This window comes from Bacillus sp. ISL-57 (assembly GCF_018613135.1).
Taxonomy (GTDB): Bacteria; Bacillota; Bacilli; order Bacillales; family DSM-1321; genus Peribacillus; species Peribacillus frigoritolerans.
The window spans coordinates 48,432-75,110 of the sequence record NZ_JAGGQV010000037.1 but is presented as its reverse complement, the minus strand read 5'-3'; the positions used below and the strand labels follow the sequence as shown (position 1 = coordinate 75,110).

At 41.2% G+C, this 26,679-nt stretch carries 22 protein-coding genes; 11 read left to right on the top strand and 11 right to left on the bottom strand.

The features are described from left to right. The first annotated feature begins 655 nt into the window (after positions 1 to 655). Entirely contained in the window at positions 656 to 1,414 is a 759-nt protein-coding gene (locus J7I90_RS26385; protein ID WP_214774764.1) for an alpha/beta hydrolase, read from the top strand. A gap of 77 nt (positions 1,415 to 1,491) precedes the next feature. Further along, complete coding sequence (locus J7I90_RS26380; protein WP_098866101.1) at positions 1,492 to 1,662, top strand: CsbD family protein; 171 nt, start codon at positions 1,492 to 1,494, stop codon at positions 1,660 to 1,662. Positions 1,663 to 1,766: 104 nt separating this feature from the next. Here J7I90_RS26380 and J7I90_RS26375 read toward each other — a convergent pair whose 3' ends face one another. From J7I90_RS26375 to J7I90_RS26355, 5 genes are all read right to left on the bottom strand, one after another. Then, complete coding sequence (locus J7I90_RS26375; protein WP_214774762.1) at positions 1,767 to 2,909, bottom strand: PP2C family protein-serine/threonine phosphatase; 1,143 nt, start codon at positions 2,907 to 2,909, stop codon at positions 1,767 to 1,769. Between the two features lie 276 nt (positions 2,910 to 3,185). Next, positions 3,186 to 4,019, bottom strand: coding sequence for a CheR family methyltransferase (locus tag J7I90_RS26370; protein ID WP_214774760.1), 834 nt, complete (start codon positions 4,017 to 4,019; stop codon positions 3,186 to 3,188). Positions 4,020 to 4,047: 28 nt separating this feature from the next. Further along, positions 4,048 to 6,849, bottom strand: coding sequence for a response regulator (locus J7I90_RS26365; protein ID WP_214774758.1), 2,802 nt, complete (start codon positions 6,847 to 6,849; stop codon positions 4,048 to 4,050). 286 nt (positions 6,850 to 7,135) lie between these two features. Then, a complete protein-coding gene (locus J7I90_RS26360; RefSeq protein ID WP_396020118.1) occupies positions 7,136 to 8,452 on the bottom strand; it encodes a hemolysin family protein in 1,317 nt (438 codons plus the stop codon). A 179-nt stretch (positions 8,453 to 8,631) separates the two neighbouring features. Then, positions 8,632 to 9,087: a MerR family transcriptional regulator gene (locus tag J7I90_RS26355; RefSeq protein ID WP_251025482.1), complete on the bottom strand. Its 456-nt coding sequence runs from the start codon at positions 9,085 to 9,087 to the stop codon at positions 8,632 to 8,634. Positions 9,088 to 9,649: 562 nt separating this feature from the next. Here J7I90_RS26355 and J7I90_RS26350 point away from each other — a divergent pair. Then, positions 9,650 to 10,078, top strand: a complete 429-nt coding sequence (locus J7I90_RS26350; RefSeq protein WP_214774756.1) for a DUF4395 domain-containing protein — start codon at positions 9,650 to 9,652, stop codon at positions 10,076 to 10,078. Positions 10,079 to 10,117: 39 nt separating this feature from the next. Here the strand turns inward: J7I90_RS26350 and J7I90_RS26345 are convergent, their stop codons facing one another. From J7I90_RS26345 to J7I90_RS26330, 4 genes are all read right to left on the bottom strand, one after another. Next, entirely contained in the window at positions 10,118 to 11,872 is a 1,755-nt protein-coding gene (locus J7I90_RS26345) for an FTR1 family protein (RefSeq protein ID WP_214774754.1), read from the bottom strand. A gap of 86 nt (positions 11,873 to 11,958) precedes the next feature. Further along, positions 11,959 to 13,245: an iron uptake transporter deferrochelatase/peroxidase subunit gene (gene efeB, locus J7I90_RS26340; protein WP_214774752.1), complete on the bottom strand. Its 1,287-nt coding sequence runs from the start codon at positions 13,243 to 13,245 to the stop codon at positions 11,959 to 11,961. Next, positions 13,246 to 14,091 (bottom strand): iron uptake system protein EfeO, encoded by an 846-nt coding sequence (efeO, locus tag J7I90_RS26335; RefSeq protein ID WP_214774750.1) that lies wholly within the window; start codon positions 14,089 to 14,091, stop codon positions 13,246 to 13,248. It abuts the gene before it with no gap. A gap of 162 nt (positions 14,092 to 14,253) precedes the next feature. Beyond that, on the bottom strand, positions 14,254 to 14,733 hold the full coding sequence (locus tag J7I90_RS26330) for a MarR family winged helix-turn-helix transcriptional regulator (RefSeq protein WP_214774748.1): 480 nt from the start codon (positions 14,731 to 14,733) through the stop codon (positions 14,254 to 14,256). 130 nt (positions 14,734 to 14,863) lie between these two features. Here J7I90_RS26330 and J7I90_RS26325 point away from each other — a divergent pair, with 130 nt between their 5' ends. Both J7I90_RS26325 and J7I90_RS26320 read left to right on the top strand, forming a co-directional pair. Beyond that, positions 14,864 to 16,378 carry an MDR family MFS transporter gene (locus J7I90_RS26325; RefSeq protein WP_214774746.1) on the top strand — a complete coding sequence of 505 codons (1,515 nt, stop codon included), beginning with the start codon at positions 14,864 to 14,866 and terminating at the stop codon, positions 16,376 to 16,378. Positions 16,379 to 16,508: 130 nt separating this feature from the next. Then, positions 16,509 to 17,219 (top strand): SGNH/GDSL hydrolase family protein, encoded by a 711-nt coding sequence (locus J7I90_RS26320; RefSeq protein WP_214774744.1) that lies wholly within the window; start codon positions 16,509 to 16,511, stop codon positions 17,217 to 17,219. 34 nt (positions 17,220 to 17,253) lie between these two features. Here J7I90_RS26320 and def read toward each other — a convergent pair whose 3' ends face one another. After that, complete coding sequence (def, locus tag J7I90_RS26315) at positions 17,254 to 17,832, bottom strand: peptide deformylase (RefSeq protein WP_101225705.1); 579 nt, start codon at positions 17,830 to 17,832, stop codon at positions 17,254 to 17,256. A gap of 249 nt (positions 17,833 to 18,081) precedes the next feature. Between def and J7I90_RS26310 the strand changes: the two genes are divergently transcribed. Further along, positions 18,082 to 19,815, top strand: coding sequence for an AAA family ATPase (locus J7I90_RS26310; protein ID WP_214774742.1), 1,734 nt, complete (start codon positions 18,082 to 18,084; stop codon positions 19,813 to 19,815). 436 nt (positions 19,816 to 20,251) lie between these two features. Then, positions 20,252 to 20,416 carry a hypothetical protein gene (locus J7I90_RS28215; protein ID WP_214774740.1) on the top strand — a complete coding sequence of 55 codons (165 nt, stop codon included), beginning with the start codon at positions 20,252 to 20,254 and terminating at the stop codon, positions 20,414 to 20,416. Between the two features lie 226 nt (positions 20,417 to 20,642). On the opposite strand, the gene nagE is transcribed toward J7I90_RS28215, so the two are convergent. Next, positions 20,643 to 22,553 carry an N-acetylglucosamine-specific PTS transporter subunit IIBC gene (gene nagE, locus J7I90_RS26300; RefSeq protein WP_214774738.1) on the bottom strand — a complete coding sequence of 637 codons (1,911 nt, stop codon included), beginning with the start codon at positions 22,551 to 22,553 and terminating at the stop codon, positions 20,643 to 20,645. Positions 22,554 to 22,858: 305 nt separating this feature from the next. On the opposite strand from nagE, the gene nagA reads away from it, so the two are divergent. The 4 genes from nagA to J7I90_RS26280 are packed head-to-tail and all read left to right on the top strand — an operon-like array spanning position 22,859 to position 26,282. Beyond that, on the top strand, positions 22,859 to 24,037 hold the full coding sequence (gene nagA, locus J7I90_RS26295) for an N-acetylglucosamine-6-phosphate deacetylase (RefSeq protein WP_214774736.1): 1,179 nt from the start codon (positions 22,859 to 22,861) through the stop codon (positions 24,035 to 24,037). Continuing rightward, on the top strand, positions 24,037 to 24,771 hold the full coding sequence (nagB, locus tag J7I90_RS26290) for a glucosamine-6-phosphate deaminase (RefSeq protein WP_214774735.1): 735 nt from the start codon (positions 24,037 to 24,039) through the stop codon (positions 24,769 to 24,771). Before nagA ends, nagB begins: the two co-directional genes overlap by 1 nt. A gap of 14 nt (positions 24,772 to 24,785) precedes the next feature. Next, a complete protein-coding gene (locus J7I90_RS26285) occupies positions 24,786 to 25,508 on the top strand; it encodes a GntR family transcriptional regulator (RefSeq protein ID WP_214774734.1) in 723 nt (240 codons plus the stop codon). A gap of 51 nt (positions 25,509 to 25,559) precedes the next feature. Then, the gene (locus J7I90_RS26280) at positions 25,560 to 26,282 is read left to right on the top strand and encodes an SIS domain-containing protein (protein WP_214774733.1); all 723 of its coding nucleotides are present in this window, start codon (positions 25,560 to 25,562) and stop codon (positions 26,280 to 26,282) included. Positions 26,283 to 26,679 lie beyond the last annotated feature (397 nt).

Sequence of the window (26,679 nt, the reverse complement as noted above, 5' to 3'; positions counted from 1 at the left end):
GTCCTGAGCCAGGATCAAACTCTCCGAAGAAATGTTTGACTTGCTCATTTGCTTTTTTGATAGTGTGTGCTCACTTAAAATTTAACGTTGGCGCTTTGTTTTGTTCAGTTTTCAAAGAGCAATTTCCACAATCGTTCTTTCGAACGGCTGTTTATTCATCATAACACCTTATTGATTAGTTGTCAACTTCTACGAAGTTTTTAACTTATTTTAAATCGCTGTGTTTTTCAGCGACCATTTCATCTTATCATTTTCATAGTAAGAAGTCAATAGTTATTATTTCTTTCAGCAACCTGCCAAAAGCGATGAAGTTTTTTGCATGTCTTAGTTGGTGCTTATTTATATTAATCCCATTTCACTTTAAAGTCAATGCTTTTTCTCCATTTCTTATATTTATATATTACCGGTGATTAACATCTTCAGTTTATCAAAAATTCCAAGACAGCTCTTATATAATCAGAAAGACGAAAGTGACCTGATAAGTATCTTTATATCCTTTTGATGCTTCTTAATAATAGTGAAGTTTTGGAACATAACCAAGTTGACTTCATAATTTTCATTATGCTATTATATAACCAAGTAAAATAATCGGAATAGTTAATTATATTAAAACCTTCTATTAACAAAACTTAGCTAAATCAAAGGAGATGGGAATATGACAGCAGCAATGGTAATACCAGGTGCGGAATCTTTTTTCTTACCCGGCAATTCTATCGGCATCCTTATTTGCCATGGTTTTAACGGAACGCCACAAAGCGTAAGGTATTTAGGTGAAAAATTTGCCGCCAAAGGCTTTACTGTCTTCGCTCCTCGACTGGCAGGCCACGGAACAGATGAATATGAAATGGAATCAATTCATTATCTGGAATGGATACAAGATGTTGAAATGGCTTATGCAAAATTAAAGCGAACCTGCACCCATGTTTTCGCCATCGGACAATCAATGGGAGGCGCCCTAGTTCTTGATTTAGCGACAAAATTGGCTTGTGATGGAATTCTCACCATCAACGCCGCTCTCAAAGTTCCTGAATATGAAAGATATCGTAACCAATCGGTTCCACGCTTCATTCCCGAAGGCAAGCCTGACATCAAAGACGATACACCTAAAGAAATCACATATGAGCAAGTTCCGTCCAAAGCGATTAATCAATTGCTTGATATAATGGAACATACCAGTCAAAAACTAATAGACGTTTCGTGCCCGATTCTTATCTTCCATTCACCAGAAGACCACGTTGTACCGGACTCGTGTTCCTATCAGATTTACGATACTGTCATGTCCGGTGATAAAGAGATGGTGCGCCTTGAAAATTCATATCATGTGGCCTCATTGGATCATGACAAGGATCATATCATTGAACGGTCATATCAGTTCATCCAAAGGTTAAATAAAAGGGCTATAATCGCTTCTTAAACTTCCTCCATAAAAAACAGGTTTATCCCTACTCTTCATGGGTATATTCAGTATATAAAGAAAAAGGAGGTAACATAATGAGCGGTTTATCAGACAAAGTAAAAGGCGCTGTAAATAAGGTTAAAGGTGAAACGAAAGACCAAGTCGGAAACGCGAAAAATGATCCTCACTTACAGGCAGAAGGTAAAGTCGATAAATTAAAAGGCAATCTCCAAGATGGCATTGGTAAATTAAAAAATGACCGTTAATTACAAATAGCCGAATATATGATTCACTCTCTTAACACATTCTCATTTCATATACCCTCTATTATAGAGAAGAGGCGGCAGATAATCTGCCGCCTCTTCCTTGTTCAATTAGCTTGAATAACAACAACACACATATCATCAGGTTGATCTTGCTGCATTTCCGGGGACATCAAAAAGTCGATAGGGGGAGATTCTTTACAATCGAACCATCTCGTCAAGACCGCTTCTTTTATTTGGTCGAGCCCTTCCGTCCCTTCTCGATCTATCGCTTCCATGACTCCATCCGTAAATAGCATAAGCTGAATCTTCTCTTCATAATGAATGACTGACTTCTCTATTTTCATTTCGGTGAAGAAACCAACAGGGCATGTCCCTTTTGAAAGTGAGGCCACTTTTCCATCGTCCATTAAAGCAAAGCCCGGAGGATGTCCGGCATTCACATATTCCACAGCCTTTTGCTCTGTATCAATGACCATATAAATCGCGGTAAAATAATAATGCACTGGATTATCTTCTTTATTAAGGGTACTCATCCAGCGATTCATTTCGTTTATTACTGCCACCGGATCCGTATGTATCCTGATGGCATCCCTCAATACGGAGGAAATGAACATGCACACAAGTGATGCGGATATGCCATGCCCCATCATATCCAGCAGGATGATACCATACCGACTTTCATCGATGCGGTGCCAATAGTACATATCCCCTGCCAATTTATTCGCAGGTAAGTATGATGCCCTTATAGTTAGGTGGTCATTTATAATGGGTTCACTTAATAAGCTACTTTGAACCTGCATGGAAAGGTCCAATTCATTGCGGATTTTTTCATCCTGCATTTTATGCCAATCTTTTTCATATTTAAGTCTTAACCCCACGCGAATCCTCGCAAGTAAATCTATTTTATTGATAGGCTTCATTATATAATCAATTCCGCCAACATCAAGTGCCTCGGCAACCTTGTTTGAATCTTCAAGGGCGGTCACAAAAATTACGGGTATATCTCTAAGGTGAGGAATGCTTTGAAGTCTCCTGCACGCCTCTATCCCATCGATCTCCGGCATCATGATATCGAGCAGAATGATATCAACTGAAGTCTCTTTAGGTTGCGGACTATCCACCTGTAAATATTCAAACATCTCAACAGCTGAAGTTAATGATAGAAAATCCGTATAGCCAGCTCGTTTTAGAATTTTCTCTATAACGAAAAGGTTAACCTGGTTATCATCTACGATTAAAATCGTCATTCTTTCATTCCCCTTTTGGCTTATATCGAGCGGCAACATTTATCTTTTTTATATGAAACAGTACTTTTATAGAGCTCCCTTAACAGGGATTTTTCCATTATATTATAACGAAGTTCAGTCTCTTTTAATAATAATAAACTGCAGTAGAGATTCTGTATGGAGACCAACTCATTATATATACCCCTATCTCCGATGCCTTAAACATAGTAATGCAAAAAAAGTGAAAAATTCTCTAATCAAAAAGAAAGAGTCCGCATAAATGCGAACTCTTTCTTTTTACAGTTTCCGATAAATCCGTTCCTTTGAATCAAAGTCCTCATAATCCTCCGAAAAGGATGATGTACGAAGTGTTTCCTTGCTGCCAACCGCAAGGAAGCCGTCTTTACAAAGGCTGTCATAAAACAACTGATTAACATAGGTCTGCAATTCACCGGTAAAATAAATCATCACATTCCGGCACATGATGATATGGAACTCATTGAACGAACCATCTGTAACTAAATTATGCTGGAAAAACACAATGTTTTTTAGGAGATCCGAATCAAGATAAGCATTTTGATAATCGGTTGTATAATACTCCGAAAATTCCTGGTTACCTCCAGCTTGCAGATAGTTTTTCGTATAAGACTGCATTCTATTTAAAGGTAATATCCCTTTTTCCGCATGACGGAGGACTTCATCATTCATATCAGTGGCATATATCCTTGCCTTATCATAAAGTCCTTCTTCCTTGAGGATGATCGCCATGGAAAAGGCTTCTTCACCGGTTGAACAACCCGCATGCCAAATTCTGATTTCCGGAAGTTTTTTCAGGAGCGGTACAAGATTTAAACGAAAGGCTTTAAAGAACTCCGGATCGCGAAACATTTCAGTGACATTTATTGAAAAATCTTTCAAAAGCTTCTCGACATACCCTTTTTCATATAAAACCATTTCTATCATTCCGCTAATCCTGCGTATATGGTCCAGTCTCATTCTATTTTCAACTCTTCTTTTAATTGAAGAGCGCATATATTTGCGAAAGTCAAAGCCAGAAACGGAATAAATGGCCTCTAACAATAATTCGATTTCTAAATCTTCTCTTTCTTCAATCGTTAAAGTATCCTTCATGAAAATCCTTCCTCACCCATACTATCAATCAATTAGTCAGCCATACTCTTAGGACGGATAGCAGCTGATCCAATTTTAATGGTTTGCTGACATAATCGGAAGCGCCGGCCTTCAGGCATTTTTCCCTATCGCCTTTCATCGCTTTCGCAGTTAACGCGATGATTGGAAGATCCTCGAATTTACTTTGCTCGCGGATTCTGGTCATCGTTTCGTAACCGTCCATACCAGGCATCATGATATCCATCAATATTACATCTATATTGTTTCCTTTTTCAAGTAGATCCAAACATTCAAAGCCGTTTTCAGCTGTAAGGATTTCCATCCCCTCATGCTTCAGCGCATTTTTCAGGGCAAATATATTACGGTGATCATCATCGACGACCAGTACCGTTTTATTGCAGAATGGTTTTGCCTTATCCCGATCTTCTTCTTCCAACATACCTGCATCCGGTTCTCCCCGATCGCCAAAAGGCGCTGCAGAATCATCGTGGTTAGCTGCTGCCACTTCCGGAGAAGCAGCTATTGCTTCGTCGACATTTTTGAAACCCTCTGGCATGCTTGGAATAAAGAAAGTAAAGGTACTGCCTTGCCCTTCTTCACTATCTACAATGACCCAGCCTCCCAGAAGTTTGGCAAACTCCCGACAAATCGATAGCCCAAGCCCTGTACCGCCATATTTTCTCATTGTAGCTCCATCACCTTGCTGGAATGCTTCAAAGATAAGTTTTTGCTTCTCTTTTGATATTCCGATGCCAGTATCCGTCACCTTAATTTCAACCCAATTGCTTGCTCCTTTTGTCTGTATCCATTGTGCTACATTTTCTTCATCAGCTTTTTTGATTTGGACAGACACAGAACCTTTTTCCGTGAATTTAAATGCATTGGATAGCAGGTTTTTCAAAATTTGCTGGAAGCGCTGTTCATCCGTAAAGAAAATATCCGGAACGTTTTTACTTTTTTCGATTATGAAGTCAATGTTCTTTTTCTTCGCTACATGATCGAAGTTACGGTGCAATAACTCAGGAAGCTCACTCAAATTCATTTCATCAAAGACCACTTCAAGCTTTCCGACTTCAACTTTTGATAAATCCAAAATGTCATTGATCAACGTTAATAAGTCTTGGCCTGATGAATTGATGACACGAGCGAATTCCTGTTGCTCTTCATTCAATTTACTATCATTAGGATCTGAAAGCATTTCTGATAAAATCAGGATACTATTGAGAGGTGTCCGCAATTCATGGGACATATTTGCCATGAACTCCGATTTATATTTTGAACTTAACTTCAATTCTTCCGCTTGTTTTTCAAGATTCAATTTAGCGACTTGAAGTTCTTTCGACTTTTCTTCCGTTTCACGATTTCTCTCTTCCAATTGTTCATTGATCATTCGCAACTCTTCAGCCTGTGTTTGCAGTTCCTCCGATTGGGCTTGCATTTCCTCTGACTGTGATTGCAATTCTTCCGATTGAGCCTGTAACTCTTCAGTCTGTGCCTGTGATTCTTTCAATAAACGCTCTATTTCCATCCGGCCCTCTACATTATTGATCGTGATGCCCAGAGTATCAAGAACATGGTTCAGGAACGTTTTTTGCAGCTTCGTAAAGGCCTCCAAACTCGCCAGTTCAACCATCGCCACCACTTCATCCTCAAAAATGACTGGCGCAATGACAATGCTTTTCGGGTTGACTTCCCCCAATCCTGTCGTAACCAATTGGAAATCTTCAGGGATATCTTCGATGACTTTGGATTTCTTTTCAAGGGCGCATTGACCGATCAAACCTTCGCCAAGACGGAATTCACGCCTGCCCGAATCTTCGCCATCTCCAGCAAAGCTGGCAAGCTTCACAAACCGCATATCCACACCCTTACCCCGTTTGACGTAAAAAGCTCCAATTGAAGCACCCATCATCGGTGCAAGTCTTGTAATGAACCGGTCAGCAAGGACTTCCACATCAACAATGCGCTGATACATGGTAGCTATATCTGCCACACGGGTCTGAATCCAGTTCTGTTCACTGATCTTTTCAGTGAAATCTTTTTCTCTTTGGTTATAGATTTCAAGCGATTCCGCCATATCATTGAACGACTTCGCTATATCCCCAATTTCATCAGTGGTCCGAACCGGAATTCTTGGTATGACCGACAAATTGTTAAAATCGATATTTTTGATGACCTTCGTAATCGATTGCAGATCTTTCGAAGTGCTCCGAATCATCCAAACAACCGTTACGGAAATGACCAAAATGCTGAGAATAACCGCAAAAATTACAAAACCGATCATATCTTCATAGGTTTGTTTCGAATTACTTAAGGTATCTTTCATGACACCTTCTTGGTAATCCTTAAATTCATCCATCGTACTGATGACTTTCGTTCGTTTTTCCCTTTGGTCATCCATCAGGCTTGAAAGATTATCAGAAGAGTTTCCCGATTTTATCTTTTGAATGATCTCAGCCTCCGTTATGGAGTAAGAAGCATATTGGGTCTCGAACTCTTTCAATAGCTGCTTCGCTTTCGCCTTATTTAACGAACCTGATAACCCGGCAATTTTTGATTCAATCAGATTATGATTTTCATTGATGATTTCGAGGCTCTCTGCTCTTTCTTCTTTATTTGCATCATTAGCTGCAAACAAAATCTCACGGTCCGACCTAGAAAAAAGCTGACGGATTTCCATCGAAGCTTGAACCTTTTCATAGCGATTTTCAACTATTTCAGTCATGCTGCTCTTTAAATTGTTTAGCGTAATCATCATGAATGAAAGTAAAATAGCCAAGAAAAGCAAGATCAAACCAAATCCCAACATTTGCTTTTTCTTAAAACCCATTTTCCCGCCCACCTTCAATACTTATTTATACCAGCCCGAAATGATGGCATTGCAAAATACCAGAACTCACTTTATATTCTTTGAAATGATATATAGATAGTTTCATTGTTCAAAATCAATTTTAACATTTTCCAAGCTAAAATGGTTACCCACACTATCATTTTACATGAATTCCTTTTCCAATTCAGTAACAGTCTGCCTTACCATTGTCATAAACACCCAAATGAATGTTTCATACATAATAAAAGCCGAAAGTTTTCACTTTCGGCTTTTGGTGTGATCCCGTTTATTTAATCTTCTTCACTTCAACATATAAAATATGGTGGCCGTCCATTTCCTTTACAGTAAATTCATATCCGGCGTATTCAATTCTATCCCCAACAGCGATTTCAAATCTGCCTGTCAGGAACCATCCTCCCAATGTATCGATATCTTCCTCCGGCAAATCGATCGCAAGGGTATCATTGACATCTTCAACCAATGTTTTAGCATCGAATACATAATGCCCTTCATCAATTTTTTGAATGAGCGGACGTTCATCCTGATCAAATTCATCACGGATTTCCCCGACGATTTCTTCAAGGATGTCTTCAACCGTTACAAGACCAGCTGTTCCGCCATATTCATCGGTCAAAACTGCCATATGGATCCTTTCCTTCTGCATTTTCAGCAGCAGATCATGAATGGCGATCGTTTCAAGAACACGGATGATTGGTGTTACAAAGGAATCCACCGTCAAAGCCGTTACATTATCTTCTGTAATCGTCGCTGTATAAAGGCGTTTGATATTGACCATTCCCACGACATTGTCTTTATCACCGTCTATGACCGGATACCTTGTGTATTGTTCTTCTTGAATCAGTTCAACAACTTCCAATAATGGCATGCCTTTTTCGATAACGGTCATTTCCGTACGCGGAACCATGATTTCATTGGCAATACGTTCATCAAATTCAAATATCTGATTGACATATTTGTATTCCGATTGGTTGATCTCACCGCTTTTATAGCTTTCCGATAAAATGATGCGCAGCTCTTCTTCGGAATGGGCCATTTCGGACTCGGACGCAGGCTTTAATCCGAACATGCCCGTCAGGAGACGTGCAGAACCATTCAGTAACCAAATGAATGGGTACAAAATGCGGTAAAAGAGAATTAACGGCTTTGCAAATAGCAAGGTCACCTCTTCTGCCTTTTGAATCGCAACCGTTTTCGGGGCGAGTTCGCCGACTACAACGTGAAGGAATGTCACGGAACCGAACGCAATCAGGAACGAGATGATGTGACTTACAGATTCCTCTAATCCCCATTTAGTGAACAATGGTTTTAAGATCGCCTCGACCGTCGGTTCACCCAACACCCCTAGACCTAAGGCGGTTACTGTAATCCCCAATTGACAGGCAGATAAGTACTCATCGATATGCGATGTCACTTTCTTGGCTGCGAGGGCATTTCTATGCCCTTCTTCAATTAATTGATTGATCCGGGAGCTTCTGACTTTCACGATTGCAAATTCCGATGCAACGAAAAATGCGGTTAATGCTATTAATGCAGCTACTGCCAATAATTTTATAAAAATCTCCAATATGTGCGGGTTCGCCATATAGTTCCAATCCTACTGATCTTCGGATTAGACATATACAGCTTAATCCCAAGCACCTCCTGTATAAATGGTTATTTTCGTTTAATAAGCGATTTTCCCCTTATAACATGAACCAAAACCATTTAGCCTATATCGTTAATATGCACCTTTGTGCATAAAACTATAGAAATAAATTTTAATCATACGAGCAACACTAGTAATGATTGGATCAAGGCCATGCTTTCACGGGATATCTGTTTTTTTAGAAGAAGCTCACTTTTTCCGTCCTTTTCAATCAAGCTGATGAATTCCTGAAGTTCTTCGTTCAGGTCATCCATTTTATTCTTGAGCTGAAGACCTTTTGCCTCAATTGCTGATGCGGCTTCCTTATCCTTTTTAAGTATTTCTTTAATATCTTCCAATGAAAGGTTTTCTCTTTTGTATCCTTCGATACGGCGGAGCCTTTCAAGTTCACCTACTGAATAATAACGGTAATTAGAGGCGGAACGTTCTGCTTTAAGCAAGCCAAGATTCGTATAATAATCTACGGTTCGTTTCGTAACATTCGCCATTTCCGCCAACTCGCCAATTTTTAAAGTCTCGTTCCCAACATAGCCCCTCCTAACCGTCACGTTATGGTTTAGACAAATCTTCATGACGTTTTATTCTATTCTATAATCGTACATTATTTTAATTGAAATGAAAAATATTTATTATGCTCTTTACCCCTTATTGGAAAAATAAAAACCGATTAATTGAATAATCGGTTCATTTTTTGAGAGTGTATAAAATATGAACGTTGATTGGAACGTAAGGCACTCGTTTTCCGCGGGCGGTCCGGGAGCCTCGAACAACCGCTCCAATCAACTTTGTTTAAAAATTAAGATGGAACCCTTTTTATCTATTCCAGTGGAGTTTATTTTTTTGTTTTAACTGAGAATTGATTGCTCAGTATCTTAGGACCGCACTGGCATAGGGAAGAATGCTTTAGCTTTTTTATTGGTGTTCCACATGTTTCACAAACTTTTGCTACCATTTATACTGTCCTCCTAACTTTTGTTTCATGATAAATATATTATACTGCTTTTATAATAATAATCAATACTAAATTAAAATAATTATAAACAAGGATACCTTTTGTTTTATTAACCATTCTCTTCACATATGATTAAATTAAGGATAAAATATAATAAAACACATAAGGAAGGTTGGTATTGTATGTCGAGTGAAATTCGTTCCATTCCCCGTCCCTTAGTACGTACGAATCAATGGGTCATTTTGTTAAGCGCAGCCACCGCCTTATTGACGGGACAAATATGGATATTAGCCATTCCTTTAACAGCGGGGCTTTTGGGTCTTCTCTTTAATTTCAATCCAGTGATGCGTCTGGCAAAGCTCTTTCTTAAAAAGAAACCGTCCGATTATATTCCTGAAGATCATTCACAGCAACAATTCAACCAGGCAATAGCAGTCGTTTGCTTAGGACTTGGATTCACTTCTTTTTTGCTCGGTTGGAATGTTACCGGTTATATATTTACCTTGATGGTCGGAATGGCTTCACTCATAGCCATTCTTGGATTCTGCATCGGCTGCCTCATCCTTTATCAATGGAAGCAATATTCCTATCGCCGATCACTACGCAAATAGCACACATAAATGGGACTGACATTTGTCAGTCCCATTTTATTATTCGGTTGCACGTAAGGAATTACTCTTTTTGACCCAAATGGCGGCCAATGCAATCAGCAATAATAATACAGCTTGCGGCACCAGCGTTTCCATTGTTGGATAAAGACCTATCGTTTCTGCAAATGGGAAGGAGCTGATCGTATTTGTCTGTATCACTTGAGAAACCTGAAGTGAGTGGATGGAGACTCCAAGAATCTTGAAAGCCAAGGCATATATGAGTATCGTTGCCACTTTAAAGAATAGGGTCATCGGTAATTTCACACTGTACCGCAGCATGATGAAACCAATTACCACTAAAATGAGGAAGGCAAGGAAAATCCCGCTCAGCAGCTGCTTTAATTCCATATAAGGAGCCATTCCAGCATAAAAGATAATCGTCTCGGCACCTTCACGGAAGATGGATAGAAAACTGATTAAAGCGAAAGAGATGATGCTCCCCGTCGCAATGGCTTGGTTCATTTGCTTGCTGATATATCGGTTCCATGCATGGACGTTCGATTTACTATGAAGCCAAAGACCAATTGTCAACATCATCAATACGGCTATTATCCCAGTGATTCCCTCAATATATTCACGGCTTGAAGCAGCCGTGATCTGAGAGAAAACGATATTGATTATGACCGCCAATATGGAACTGGCAACTAACCCCGCACCAACTCCTGTCCAAATCCATTTTTGTTTGTCCGCTTGCCCGATTTTCTTTAGGAAAGACAGCAATGTAGCTACAATCAAGAGGGCTTCCAATCCTTCCCGTAAAAGGATCAGAGCTGCATCCCATGTTGTATAACCTGTATCCTCAATTAAAGGGAGTAACCTTGTGTTTAAATCGGTTACGATTCCCTTTGCTTCATCCGCCTTTACCTTTTTCGATTGCAATAGGCTGATTGCCGTCGGGACCTTCGTTTCCATATCGCTGTAAAGTTTGCTGTCCCTTGTGGAAACCTCCCCTTCGACATTAGGCCAAATTGTTAAGATTTCATTTAGCTTATCAACGGCAGAATCGATTTCATCCTTTTCAATATCCGTTGCACTTCCTTGTAAAAGTTGTGTTACATCCCCAAGTGAATAGGTGTTCTTCTGGCTTCCTACTTCAACTTTACCAGCAAGGAAATCCTCGATTAAACCCTTCAATTCAGTTAGACTTTTTTGGGCTTTTTCCGGATCAGGAGGGTCTTGGGTAATCGCTATCCGCACAAAGGCCATTTTCGTTTCAAACTCACCATATGCAGCAACACTTTTCTCCCTGACAATGACCTCTGCATCGGTCCATTGATTCAGGAGATTGGTATATTGAACTTTAGCTTGATCAAAGTCACCTTCAGTTATCAATGCCTCCAACTTATCTATTAATGGAAGTATCGCTTGTAACCGTTCTTTATAGTCAGTCTTGTCAACAGGGTTTTCGTTTGTATCATAAATAACAAGCGTACTTGATAATGCCGATAATCGCTTTTTGATTTCATCTGTGGAGGTTTGGTCGCTAACAGCACGTTTTACTGCGGATAGCTTCTCGTCGACTTTCCTCGCACTTTCGCTGTCCGTTTTTATCGTTTTCCAATCTTGCTCGAATAGCTCGATATTTTTCGATACTTCCTCAAGGTCGCCTGATTTCACCTTCATTAAACTATCGCCAATATAAACAAAGAGCTGATCGTGGTTTTCACCCGCCGAAACCATCTTAATATCAGTCGAAAGAAATAAAAGACTGACGACTAAAACAAATATTCCACTCTTCCATCTAGAAACGGTCATAGTGGTCCCTCCTTATTCATGAACTAAAATCGCCAACTGGATAATATCCATGCTGGCGATTTTCACATCCTCATTTGAAATGATATTTATCCAAAAAGGGAATCCCCGATATAGCCACCCTTATTCACACCTGGTAAACAAGCGAACATGGCACTGCCCCTGTGAACGATATATTCGTTGAGCTTATCATTTTTTGCCAGTCGCTCTTGTATCGGTATGAATTGTTTACTTGGGTTTCGCTGAAAACAAATGAATAGCAAGCCTGCATTGAAGCTCCCTGTTTTGGGATCCATTCCATCTGCATATGAATATGGACGCCGCAATATCTTTGCTTTTCCGTCCCCTCTGGAGAGACTTACATGTGAATCTTCTGGAATGATCCGATTTCCATTTGGGTCTTTAGCTTCGAGATCCACGGTATCGAACTCATTTTTCATTCCTAGTGGAGCTCCACTGTCGCGATGACGGCCAAATGTATTTTCTTGTTCTTTCAAAATAGTCCGGTCCCAAACTTCAATGTACATCTGGATTCGCCGCACCACCATATAACTGCCTCCAACAAGCCAGTCGGGACCGTCCTCGCCCTTCACCCAAACATGCTCATTCATTTCATTATTATCATTCGTATCCGGATTGACGGTCCCATCCTTAAACCCGAAAAGGTTCCGCGGTGTCGTTTTTTGTGAATCGGCTTGCTTAGTCCGTTGAAAACCTGTTTGTGCCCAATGAATGATCGCTTTCCCTCTGCCGATCCTCACTAAGTTCCGGACGGCATGGAAAGCCACTTGAAGATCATCTGCACATGCTTGAATACAAATATCACCACCGCACCATTCTTCATCTAACGCATCTAAAGGGAATTGGGGCAGGTCCTTTAATTCAGCAGGCCTTTTTGATTTCAAACCAAATCGATCTTTGCCATCCTTCGAAAACAGGGTCGGACCCACTCCAAAAGTGATTGTTAAATTGGAAGGTGATAATTCTTTCGCTTCCCCCGTATCCTTTGGGGGCATATTCGTATTAAGTGATGTATCACCAATCAAATTCCCCGCTGTCATCTGAGCCGCAGCCTCTGTCCAATCCTTGAATAATTGGATTAAGTCTGATCTTTTATCCGTGGTTACCTCCAATGACGCGAAGTAAAGGTTATCTTGCGCTTCAGTGGTGATACCAGCTTGATGCGCTCCATAAAAAGGTACAATATCCTTAGTTTGTCCCTTCGCCTTTTGTTCAGAAAGTGTCAGCAGCCCGCCAAATCCGGATGCCCCTATCACGACTCCGATTCCACCCACTCCTGCCGTTTTCAGCATGTTACGACGACTCACCTTTTTTGTAAAAAGTCCGGTTTCGTCTTTCGGCGTTTGTTCTTTCAATTAAGATTCCTCCGTTACAATCCCTATTTGCGAAAGTGGTTCAGCCAATGCATCAATTGCTTGACTTAACTCTTTGACTTCAGATTCCTTTAAATCCGTATATGAGATGTATCCATCCCCTTCTTTATGCTTTTCAAGCAAACCGTATACATCGTCAAAACGTTGTTGGATTTCCTCAGCTAGCTTCGCATCCTTTTCTTTTAGAGCTGGAGTAAGCAGTTCATAGATCTTCTCCGCACCTTCAACATTAGCCATGAAATCATATAAATCGGTATGGGAGTATCGGTCCTCTTCTCCCGTCACTTTACTTGTTGAAACTTCATTCAATAAATCCACCGCACCCGTGATCAACAAATCGGGTGTTACCTCAACCGTTTCAACTTTGGCACGAAGCAAATTGACATCACTCATTAATTGATCAGCAAACTTTTCGTATCCTTTCGTTGTATTTTCTTGCCATAACCCCATTTCAATCCTATGGTAACCGCCCCAATCTTCATCTTTGACATCCCCTTTACGCGCATCTATTTTGGGATCAAGATCGCCAAAAACTTCAGCGATGGGTTCCGCTCTTTCATAATGCATCCGTGCTGGTGCGTATAATTCCTTCGCCTTTTCAATATCACCGGCAGATACCGCCGTGGTGAATTCTTCCGTTGCGTTTACGAACTCTTCTATTTCACCAATGGCATATTCCCGGTACTCGCTAGATACACCATCTAGCTTACTCGCACTCACTTCTTTGGCATTATCATCTGCCTGTTCAGTTCCTTTCTTTTCCTGCGCACAGCCAAATAATAGACTGGTTGATAGTAAGACTGCTAATGACGCCTTTGCTTTCTTCATATTGTATTCTCCCTTTGAAATGATTTGTAGATTCATATTAGCAGATAATGAAATTCATTATCAATATATATTTTAATGGAAACAGACATTGTTCATTCTCTTCCTACGCAGGATAAGTAGCTCCCAGCTGGCTAAAAATAAAAAAGGCAGCCTCCATATCAGCTACCTTTCACGCTCACTCATTAACTTGTCATTTTCTTTATCCATGATTTTTGTGATTTCCTCAACAAATTGATTGATCAATATTAGCTCTTGCTCATTATAAGCTGAGCATAATTCTTTTGTGGCCATGGAGAGCGATTGATAGTGCGATTTTATCTGTTCCTGCCTTTCGGGTATCGGCGCAATCATTACCCGTCTTCCGTCCAATTGATCTCGTTCCCTTTTAACATAACCCGATTTCTCAAGGCGATTGATCAGTGCCGTAACCGAACCCGTGCTCAATCCTGTAATTTTGGATAATTCACCAGCGGTAATCGGTCCTGTTTCATTCAATATTTCAGCACTCTTTAAGTCCGTATGGGACACCCCTATTTTCTGGGCCATATTTTGTTGAAATAAAACGGATCTCATTCCATACCGCTGCAATCTGCGTGTTAAACTCTCTAACAGAGCTGAATTCAACCTATTATCGCTTGACATAAAATGCCACCCCTTTTACACTTGAATTTATCTTGAATATCAAGATAAATGTTTTGTTTCATCTTAACGTTTACCCTTCAACCATGTAAAGGAAAATTCATGAGCTGGTTGAGATGAAGGAGGAAAATAAATGAACGTTCAAAAAAAACAAAAATTCATTGTTGCCGGTTTACTGCTGGGTATCCTGATGTCAGCAATGGATAATACGATTGTTGCGACTGCAATGGGAACGATCGTTTCTGATTTAGGCGGATTTGATAAGTTTGTATGGGTGACTTCTGCCTATATGGTCGCCACGATGGCAAGTATGCCGATTTTCGGTAAGCTTTCGGACATGTATGGAAGAAAGAGGTTTTTTATTTTCGGACTTATAGTCTTTTTGATTGGTTCCGCATTATGCGGCATGGCTCAGAGCATAGTGCAGTTAAGTATCTTCCGTGCAATCCAAGGGATCGGCGGAGGCGCCTTGATGCCTATAGCCTTTACGATTATTTTTGATATTTTCCCACCTGAAAAACGGGGAAAATTAACTGGCCTTTTCGGTGCTGTATTTGGGGCATCAAGCGTATTGGGACCACTTTTAGGTGCTTACATTACTGAATACTCCAGCTGGCACTGGATTTTCTACGTCAATGTTCCGATTGGGATCATTTCTTTATTTTTCATCTGGAATTATTACAAGGAGTCACCCAACACCCAGGAGCAAAAAATTGATTGGGGTGGCGCAGCAACTCTCGTCATAGCCGTTATCAGCTTAATGTTCGCTCTTGAACTAGGCGGGGAGTATGGTTGGAGTTCCTCGCCCATCATAGGCCTGTTTGCCAGTTTTGTGGTTTTCTTCGTTTCATTTTTCTTTTTCGAAAAAAGGGCAAAAGATCCAATCATTTCATTATGGCTGTTTAAAAGGCGATTATTTGCCACTTCTCAAATTTTAGCCATTCTTTATGGCGGTACATTCATTATTTTAACCGTTTATATCCCGATTTTCGTACAGGCAGTTTACGGTGGTTCCGCAACAAATGCCGGACTGATCCTAACTCCCATGATGCTTGGTTCTGTATTCGGCAGTGCAATTGGCGGGATATTCAATACAAAGACAAGCTTTCGTAACTTAATGACGGTTTCCGTCATCTGTTATTTTGCAGGAATGCTTTTATTAGGGACCATCACCCCTGATACCAGCAGGACTTTATTAACTTTGTACATGATTTTGACTGGATTTGGCATGGGCTTTTCCTTCTCCCTTTTGCCTATAGCATCCATCCACAACTTGGAACCTAGATTCCGGGGTTCGGCCAACTCAACGAACTCCTTCCTCCGTTCTTTTGGGATGACACTCGGTGTAACGATATATGGAGCGATTCAGAACAATGTATTCACAAGTAAAATGACGGATGCGTTTAAAGGAATGCAAGGAAGCCCGGATACAGCCGGATTGATGGAGGACCCACGCCAGCTCTTCCAATCGGAAGCACGTGCGGAGATTCCGGATTTTATCCTGGATAAAATCGTTCATGCGATGTCCGATTCGATTTCATTCATCTTCACCTTGGCTCTCATTCCGATCGGTCTTGCAGCCATCACTGTGTTCTTCATGGGAAAAACAAGGGTGGAAACACCTTCAAAAAAGGAATCCTTACAATAAACAAAAAGCGCTGCACTTCCAGCGCTTTTTTGTATTTTCATCTCCCTTCAATAAAGGAGGTGAAGATTGCCGAAAATATCATTCCACTACTAAAATATAAGTAATACATTCACATACCGAGGTGAGAAGTTTGAAGATCGTATGTTTTGGAGACAGTTTAACCAGAGGCATTTCTTATGTTAGGGGGCGCCTTCGCATCATTAAAGAAAATTATCCAAACTCTTTAGCTAAGCTAACAGAATCTTTGCCATTCGTCGAAGTGTTGAATAAAGGGGTTTTCAATGATAACTCCGACCTGTTGGTCAGCCGGATCGAGAAAGACGTCATGTCGGAAAATCCCGATATCGTATTAATAGAGGTCGGTGGAAACGACTGTAACTTCCATTGGGACGAAGTAGTCAAGAATCCAGAAGGTGAACATGAGCCCATCGTTCCAATCGAGCGCTACCTGGAAAATGTCACACAACTTGTCAAGCAGGTTCAGGACAAGCATATAACCCCTTTCCTTTTAACTCTTCCGCCACTGGATCCTGCCAGGTATTACAGATCCATCGCCGATAAGTTCGGTCATTCAATCGGGCATTTCGTTTCCCATGTCGGCGGTATTGAACATTGGCATGGGATGTATAATCGCCAATTGAAAAGCCTTGCAGAGGAATTAAAGGTGCCTTTGATCGACGTCCGTTCCCATATTAAATCCTCCGGAGACTTGGGTACCTTGATTAGCGATGATGGCATCCACCTCACTTCAAAAGGATACCAGCAAATGAGCCTGGCCATTTTCAGTGATTTGCGGAAGCATATGGAAGAAGATATGTTTCCTAAAGCCATAAAACAGTAAAAAGGCAAAGCATGGCGCTTTGCCTTTTTGGGTTTTACAGGCTTTTCACTTCCACGTTTTCCGGAAGCTTGAATGGGTTTTCGGTATTGATCCGATCATAAAACATCATCCCGTTCAAATGATCTAGCTCATGTTGAAACACGATTGCAGCAAAGCCCTTCAGCCGCATCTCTATTTCCTCACCATTACCGTCCAAAGCTTTGATTTTAACCCGTTCATAACGAGGTACATATCCCTTAATGTCACGGTCGACGGAAAGGCAGCCTTCACTTTGCGGTAAATAGATCATTGTGGCAGAATGGCTGATGATTTTCGGATTCACAAGGGCATATTCAAACAGCTTCCCCTTTTCGTCGGGAAAGTACATGACGAACATGCGTTTATTCAAGCCTATCTGATTGGCAGACAACCCAACTCCTTCACGTAAGTTGTACTTCTTTTGGAGTTTTGGGTCCTGGCTGTTTTTCAAGTATTGCATCATGCATTCCAACGTTTCACGATCTTCATCCGAAATCGGCAGGCTAACTTCATCCGTTACCTGACGCAGAATGGGATCACCTTCTCTAACGATATCCTTCATCGTAATCATATAGTCTTTTATAAATTTACTCATAGAACTTCACACTCTTCTACCATTTTATTTTTTCATGACTTAGACCATTTCACTTTAGCATTTTGCATTTAAAAAGTCTAATATGCCGGTTAGATTAAATATTCCTAAATTCCGGACCCTTTAAACCTTCATAATAATTATTATTTCTTGACTTTAACATTATTTACCTTTAATTTAAGGCATAAAGACCTATAGATTACATGTTTAAAAATTTTATACTGAATATATATACTTAAAGGAGATGAAAAATTGAACTCGAACTCTAAATTAGTTTCGAAATTGCTGCCGTTCCTTACGGCTCTCATTGTGATAATTGCTGGAATCAGTTGGTATGCTGTTACTCAGTCAAAGGATATGGTCATTCCTTTTTCATCGGTGGAAAAAACGATTAAAGCCCAAAATGGAGCTACTGTCACCATTGAAGAAAAAAGAAATGGCACTCTTCACATCTCCACACCAGATGGAGAATACGTTTCCAGTATTCCTCCCAACAGTCAAATGATCAACAAACTAGTCGAAACTTATAACGTTCAATATTCTTTTTCATCAACTAATAAATCAGCATTATGGATTTTAGGCGGGTTAATGGCGGCCCTCGTCACAACCGGTGTCATTATACAGAAAAAATCAAAGGGCGGATTGCGGATCGGCAGCAAAAAACAAAGCCTTTCCACCCCAAAACCCCTGCCAGAGATAACTTTGGATGATGTAGGCGGTTTACAATCCGAAATCAAACAGGAAATCCTTCAGACACTTACTACACTAAAGGAACCTGAACGTTCAGCTAAAATTGGAATTAAGCCGCCTCAAGGCATTTTATTATACGGCCCTCCTGGAACGGGGAAAACGCTGCTTGCACAGGCAATTGCAAAAGAGCTTGGTGCAAACTTCTTCTCAACGAGCGGTTCAGCTTTCAACGAAATGTTTGTTGGAGTCGGTGCAGCCCGAGTCCGCAGCCTTTTCCAAAATGCACGTAAGCAATCGCCAGCTGTCATTTTCATCGATGAAGTGGACGCATTGGCTGGTAAAAGGAAACCCCATGGCGGGGAAGAAGGCGAAAAAACGTTAACCGAACTGCTTGTCCAATTGGATGGGGGCCATCCAAATGAAGGCATTTTATTCATTGCAGCGACCAACCGGAAAGATATGCTCGATGAGGCATTTCTACGTCCGGGCAGGATCGATTTCTCTTTCCAAGTCCCACTTCCGGATACACAAGGAAGAAAGGAAATCATCGATATCCATACGAAGGGAAAGCGTCTAGCGACAGATGTCCTGGCTTCACTGGATGAGTTGGCTGAAAGTACATCCGGTTTCTCCGGCGCTGACTTAAGCTCCCTTTTCGATACTGCCTCACGTCATGCCCTGAGGAATGAACAGGATATGATTCATAAACAGGATCTTGATTACGCGATTGACCGTACGATACTTGGAGCGACATCACGTACCTTGAATGATGCGGAAACGAAGCGGCGTGTGGCCATTCATGAAAGTGGACATGCCCTGATTGCTGCTTTGACAAAGCCTGGCTCCGTTAGAAAGGCGACCATCATTCCGCGCGGGGAAGCCCTTGGATATGTAGCGCCGATCCCAAAAGAACTCCATCTGGCAACAGCCAGTGAATTGCTTGATCAAGTCAAAATGATCTTGGCAGGCGGCGTGGCGGAAAGAATGTATTTAGGAGAACATAGCATCGGTGTAGGCGGAGACGTGCAGCAGGCGAAACATCTACTTGAACAAATGGTCGATACCGGAATGCTTCAAGATGGATTCACCCTCACCTTCAATAAAGGCGAGAAGGAGCAAAAGATGCAGGAACTATTTACGAAAGCGATATCTGAAACAGAAATGTTGATTGACTCGAATCGCCTTCAGTATGAAGAGCTCGTTGAAGAGTTGTTGAAAAAAGAGACACTTGAGGGATCTGAAGTTCAGCGTATCGTTGATGCAGCGGAAATAACCAGCATTTGCTCGAATGCATGATACTCTTTTCCGCCGAGCCTTAAGACCTAATATACTATGTAGAGCCTGTTTCCAATCGAACAGGCTCTTTTTTTCATATGTGGTAGTGAGCCGCAAAGCCAGCCTTAATTAACATTTTATGTAGGCAGTCACTATACTGCTAGCAAAATGAAAGGGATGTCACTGGCAAAATCACAGTGGCCTTCCTCTACCAGAAACCTGACTGAATGAGTTACTTATCCGCTTCTGACCTGTTTTACATCCAGGGATTTAGCCATATGTTGTTTCGGTATCTTGGCCTTAAAATCATACTTTTTCAAACGCATTGCAAATAATAGGGCTATGACGAGCAAGCCACAGAACCTAGGAGAGCAAATTGATAGGATATTGAATTAACATGGTGTTCCCCATTCGTTCCTATCGAGCTAGTGCCCACTTCCCCAGAATGCTGGCTAGGATGGCTACACCAATTGCAGAGCCAATCCGGTTTTGTACATTGAACAATGTGGCTGCCATTCCCATCGAAGCAGAGTTGATATTGGTGAAAGTGGAAAACTGTACGGCCACAACAGTACGTCCCAAACAGAAAGTGGTCAGCCCGCTTTCTACAGCTGAAGCATGAAGGGAATGATACATTAACGGGAACACGAAGAGCATCGCCAATAGAAGGAGAGATGATCAGTGAGTATGACCCAAACCACCCCCTCCAACTCAAGACCCCGCAGGCGAAAGCCGAGGAGGCTCCCCGACCGTCCGCGCCATAAAAAAACTGCAGGCAAACTCACTTTTCTTTGAGTTTGTCTACAGTCTAAAGGAATGTCGACGAGTCGACACCCCTTTTTACAAATTTATAGTTTTTCCAACTGGATGATATCTGGTGTATTTTGTTTCTGGATCCCTGACTTTTGCAACTTCACTGCCGTTCCTTCAGGTAAGTTTGTGAATATAATAGGAGTGACCGTTGATGGTGCATTCCGTTTAATGAAATCTAAATCAATTTCCAAAAGAGGTGTTCCTTTTGTTATTCTTTGGCCTTCTTGAACAAGAGCTGTGAACCCTTCTCCATTTAATTTAACTGTATCCAAACCAACATGGATCAGAATTTCCAGACCATTATCCATTTTCAAGCCCAGTGCATGATTTGTCGGGAAGATACTTAGCACTTCACCATCGATTGGAGATACTAGTTTTCCGTTGACCGGCTCGATAGCAAAGCCATCCCCCATCATTTTCATGGCAAACACTTGATCGGGAACTTGTTCTATCGGTAAAACGGTTCCTTCAATTGGAAGAACAAAGTCATTTGCACCCAAAGCTTGGTTTTCCTCTACAACATCCTCTGCCACTTGTGCAGATGGACTTGTTTTCACTTTACTAGGGTCGACGCCATCTTTGACAAGCTGTTTCATTGCATTAGCAACGAATTCAACATTCGTTCCAACAATGACCTGCACACTCGATTTATTCAACTTCATGACACCGCGCGCACCATGCCGTTTTAAGGCTGCTTCATTCACATTTCCTGAATCGGCCACTTGTAAACGCAAGCGTGTTGCACAGTTATCAATTAGCTTTATATTCTCTTTACCGCCAAGATCTTGAATGAAAAGCGATCCCATATCGGTATATTTATCCCCTGTTTTCACAATTGTTTCTTCTTCCACTTCTTCCTCATCGTCTTCACGGCCAGGTGTTTTTAAATCCATGATCTTGATGACAAAATAGAAGATCACGAAGTAAACTGCCGCGTATACCAATCCAATCGGAATTAACCATAGCGGTTTTTGCGCAATACCAAAGTTCAAGAAATAATCAATGGCTCCTGCGGAGAATCCAAACCCATGATGGATATCCAATATAACAGCAAGTGCCAGAGAGACCCCGGTTAAAAGGGCATGTATTACATATAACACCGGTGCGATGAACATGAACAGAAATTCAATCGGTTCAGTGATTCCTGTAAGGAAAGAAGTGAAAGCCAACCCAACAAGCATCCCTGTCACCAATTTACGTTTCTCTTTCTTAGCAGCTGCAATCATAGCTAATGCTGCAGCTGGAAGACCGAACATCATGATCGGGAAAAAGCCGGTCATGAAGGGCCCAGCAGTCGGGTCCCCTGCGAAGAAACGATTTATATCACCCGTCGCTCCATTGTACTCACCAAAGACGAACCAAACCATACTATTCAAGACATGATGCAGTCCTACTGGAAGCAATAGGCGATTCAATACGCCGAATACGCCGGCACCCAATGCCCCTGCACCTGTAATCCAGTCACCGACACTATTTATTACATCTTGAATCGGAGGCCACACAAAACCGAATATCCCCGCAAGTATGATCATCGCAAGCGAAGTGATGATCGGGACGAATCGTTTCCCTGAAAAGAATCCAAGCCATTCAGGGAGTCTTATGTCGGAGTATCTATTATATAGAAGAGCGGCAACTATACCCGATATAATACCGCCTAAAACAGCCATGTTGATCTCTTTATCAATCGCTTGTGTACCATTCGTTAATACAAAGTATCCAACAAGACCTGATAATGCCGCAGCTCCACTTCCGTCTTTGGATAATCCTATCGCTATTCCCAAGGCGAACAATATCGCAAGGTTATCGAATATCGCCTTTCCAGCTGCGGCAATAAAGGCTATATCAAGTAAATCCGGTTGCCCTAAACGAAGCAATAACGCGGCTGCTGGTAAAACGGCAATCGGTAACATTAAAGCTTTCCCGATCTTTTGCAAAAAATTTAACATCGAACTCATCTCCCTTGTACCTAACTTCTTTGATCAACAACAAGATGTATTAAGCGTTTTCATTTTATCAATATGATAACTTTTCTTTGGGATTATACTAGCACAGAAAATATATAGATGTCTATACCAATTTACTTGTAAATATACTATATTCTTCGAAAACAAAGTAAAAACATCATTTTTGTTCCTGATACTCCTTAACTGGTCTAGACAACTATTAATAAAAACGATAAAATGAGGGCAAAATATATGAGACCATTTCATGACTCATTCATTAAGTTTTACTTTCATAAAGGAGATTATGTATGAAAACATTCATTATTAATAATCTGATGGTTCACAGCGAAAAGGAAACATACAAAAATGGGTACATTAAAGTCGTGGATGGAAAAATTGCCGAAGTTGGTCCAGTCAGCCAATACAAACAGGACGATGATGCCAAGGTGATTACCCTTTCACCGGATTATCAGGTAATTCCCGGTGCCATCGACATTCATATTCACGGAGCATCCAATTCCGATGCAATGGATGCCACACATGACGCATTATCCACAATGGCAAAGACCCTTCCTAAAGAAGGAACCACCAGCTTTCTGGCCACTACAATGACCCAATCCACCCAAGCCATTGAATCAGCACTTCTTAACGCTGGTAAATATATCGAAAATCAAACTCAAGAAAACGCTGAAATAGTTGGAATTCATTTAGAAGGTCCTTTCATTTCACCGGCCCGTAAAGGAGCACAGCCTGAGGATTATATCGTTGATCCTGATGTCACTCTATTTAAAAGATGGCAGGAAATGGCCGAAAATCAAATCAAGCTTGTAACGCTTGCTCCTGAACAACCGAACGGATTAGATCTTGCCGCCCACTTAAGGGGAACTGGCGTCGTCGCCTCCATCGGCCATTCAGATGCAACATATGACCAAATAGATGAAGCAATCCAGGCAGGGACTACCCACGTTACACATCTTTATAATGGGATGCGTGGACTCCATCACCGCGAACCTGGTGTTTTGGGAGCTGCTTATCTTCGAGACGAGCTATATGTTGAACTTATTGCCGATGGTATACACTGCAGGCCGGAAATGATCAAGCTGGCATATAACCAAATTACCAGCGAACGAATGATACTGATAACGGACTCGCTTCGTGCCAAATGGCTTGAAAAGGGAACCTATGATTTAGGCGGTCAGCCTGTTAATGTTGACGAAACGAAAGCAACGCTTTCAGACGGTACACTAGCCGGCAGTATATTGAAAATGAACGATGCCATCAAGAACACAATGGAATATACCGATTGTTCCATGACTGACATTATTAAAATGACAGCGGAAAACCCTGCCAAACAACTTCGGATTTTTGACAGAAAAGGAAGCATCCAGGTCGGCAAGGACGCAGATCTTGTAATATTGAATGACCGCTTGGACGTTGAAATGACGTTCTGCAGAGGGAATTTAGCTTTTAAAAAGGAGAATGTATAATGAATATCATACAAGTGCAGGACTACACGGAAATGAGCCGGAAAGCCGCAGAAATAGTGATCGGAAAAGTCAAAGGAAATCCAAATATCAAATTGGGCCTTGCAACAGGCGGTACCCCTAAAGGAATGTACGATAATTTGATTGAAGATCACGTGCGCAATCATACTTCATATGAACATGTAACGTCTTTTAATCTTGACGAATATATCGGCTTAAAACCAAATGATCCAAACAGTTACCATTATTATATGAATGACTCCTTATTCACTCACATCAATATAAATAAAGAGCGCACTCACCTGCCAAATGGCACAGCCGATGACACGAACGGAGAATGTCAACGGTATGATGAAATGATTGATTCCGTGGGAGGGATCGATCTTCAGATACTTGGCATTGGGCAAAATGGCCATATTGGTTTTAATGAACCTGGAACTTCCTTCACATCCGGTACACATGTCGTGACACTTGAAGAGTCAACGCGCCAAGCGAATGCACGTTATTTCGACTCCATAGACGAAGTTCCGACACATGCCGTTACGATGGGCATTTCAACAATCATGAAAAGCAAAGAAATTCTGCTGCTGATTTCTGGTGAAGAAAAAGCCGAAACACTGAAGAAATTGATACACGGTGACATTTCCGAGGAATTTCCTGCATCTATCCTAAAAAAACATAATAATGTTACAATTATCGCAGACCAAAAAGCGTTATCCGGAGTGATAATACCCTAAAGGAGCGAAAGTCGATGATTGATAAAAACTCACCTCTTCCGATTTATTTTCAAATTGAAGAACAAATAAAGAGACAAATAGAAAACGGTGAGTTCCAAGCGCACGATGCCCTTCCATCTGAACGTGAATATGCCGAGCAATTCGAAATTAGCCGGATGACCGTCCGCCAAGCCATAAATAATTTGGTGAATGACGGATACTTATACCGCCAGAAAGGAAGGGGAACATTTGTCGCCGATAAGAAATTGGAGCAGCAGCTCAATGGGCTGACCAGTTTTACCGAGGACATGAAGGCCAGGGGATTAAATCCAAGCAGCAAGTTGCTGAGCTTTGAAATCATTCCGGCTGATAAGAAGATTGCAAGTGAATTGCACATTTCCCTTTATGCTCCCGTTTATGAAATAAAACGCATTCGGTTGGCTGATGATGTTCCAATGGCGCTCGAAACCGTGTACATGTCTGCCAATTTAATTAAAGGATTAACGGAAGAAATCATTAATCTTTCCCTTTACCAATATGTGGAGAACTACGTTAAACTAAAAATAGACTATGCTACACAAACGTTGGAATCATCGATTGCTTCTGAATTGGAAGTCACCCATTTAGCGATTCCAAAGCACTCACCCATATTATTCATTCAAAGGCATACGTTCCTAATAGACGGAACTCCCCTTGAATATGTTAAATCGGCTTATCGGGCGGACAGGTACAAGTTCAGTATCAATATAAGCAGATAAAAATGAATATTTAGACTTTAATCACCAAGGTAATCGGAGGGTGTCACATTTATGAACTCATACTTTGAAGAAGTGCAGGCTTTACTCACAATTGTGGGAGAACAGGAAAAGCAATCAATTAAGGAATCTGTGGAACATATCTCAAAAGCAGTCATGTCGGATGGGATCATCCATTTATTCGGAAGCGGACACTCCCACATTTTGACCGAAGAGGTATTCTACCGGGCAGGTGGGTTAGCCGCAATTCGTCCAATTTTCGTTGAAGATCTAATGCTTTTTAAAGGAGCTTCAAGGTCATCCCAACTTGAACGCCAAAATGACCTATCAGAGAAATTCATGCATGATGAAGATATCCGTCCTGGTGATGTCTGTATTGTCATTTCGTCATCCGGCGTAAATCCCGTTCCGATAGATGTCGCCACCATCGCAAAAGAAAAAGGGGCATTCGTCATTGGACTAACATCACCGGAGTATGCAAAAAGTTGTTCTTCACGGCATAAACAGAAGCATTATCTCCACGATGTCGTTGATTTGGTCATAGACAATCATATTGCCAAAGGTGATACATTACTGAAATCAAATAATATACCTTTTGGTTCCGGATCGACCGTGGTCGGGGCCGTTCTCCTCAATATGATTTTCACGCAAGTCATCCAAGCGATTATTGAATCAGGGGAAACCCCTCCCGTATTCCTAAGCAGTAATATCGAAGGGGCAGATGAACACAATCAAAAGATCATCGCTAAATATAAAACAAGAATCCCCCAATTATGAAATGGAATACATAGTTTTTTTGTTTCGGTTGTTTATTTCTTACTGTAGGCAAACTCCATCGAGTTGGTCTACAGTTTTTTTGAGAGTTGGAAGTTGAGGTTGAATTCCACTGCAGGCACCCGCTTTTGAGCTGGAGGCCCGTGAGCCTCCTCGGCACCTTTAGTGTCCGGTACGGTATGTCTCCCTTGGACTCGTTTTTAGCAAGAATCCTTTTCCAGTCAACAGAGTTTTAGTAATTAGACAGAACTCCATGTGCCAACAGTCTTTCTGAAACTTTTATTGAAACGCTTTTCAATCCCCTTTTAACTAAAAGTTTCATTAACGAATGAGTGCAAGCATGTATTTATTGATTCCACACATTCGTTTCATGCACCAGCAGACCGTAACAGATTTGTGT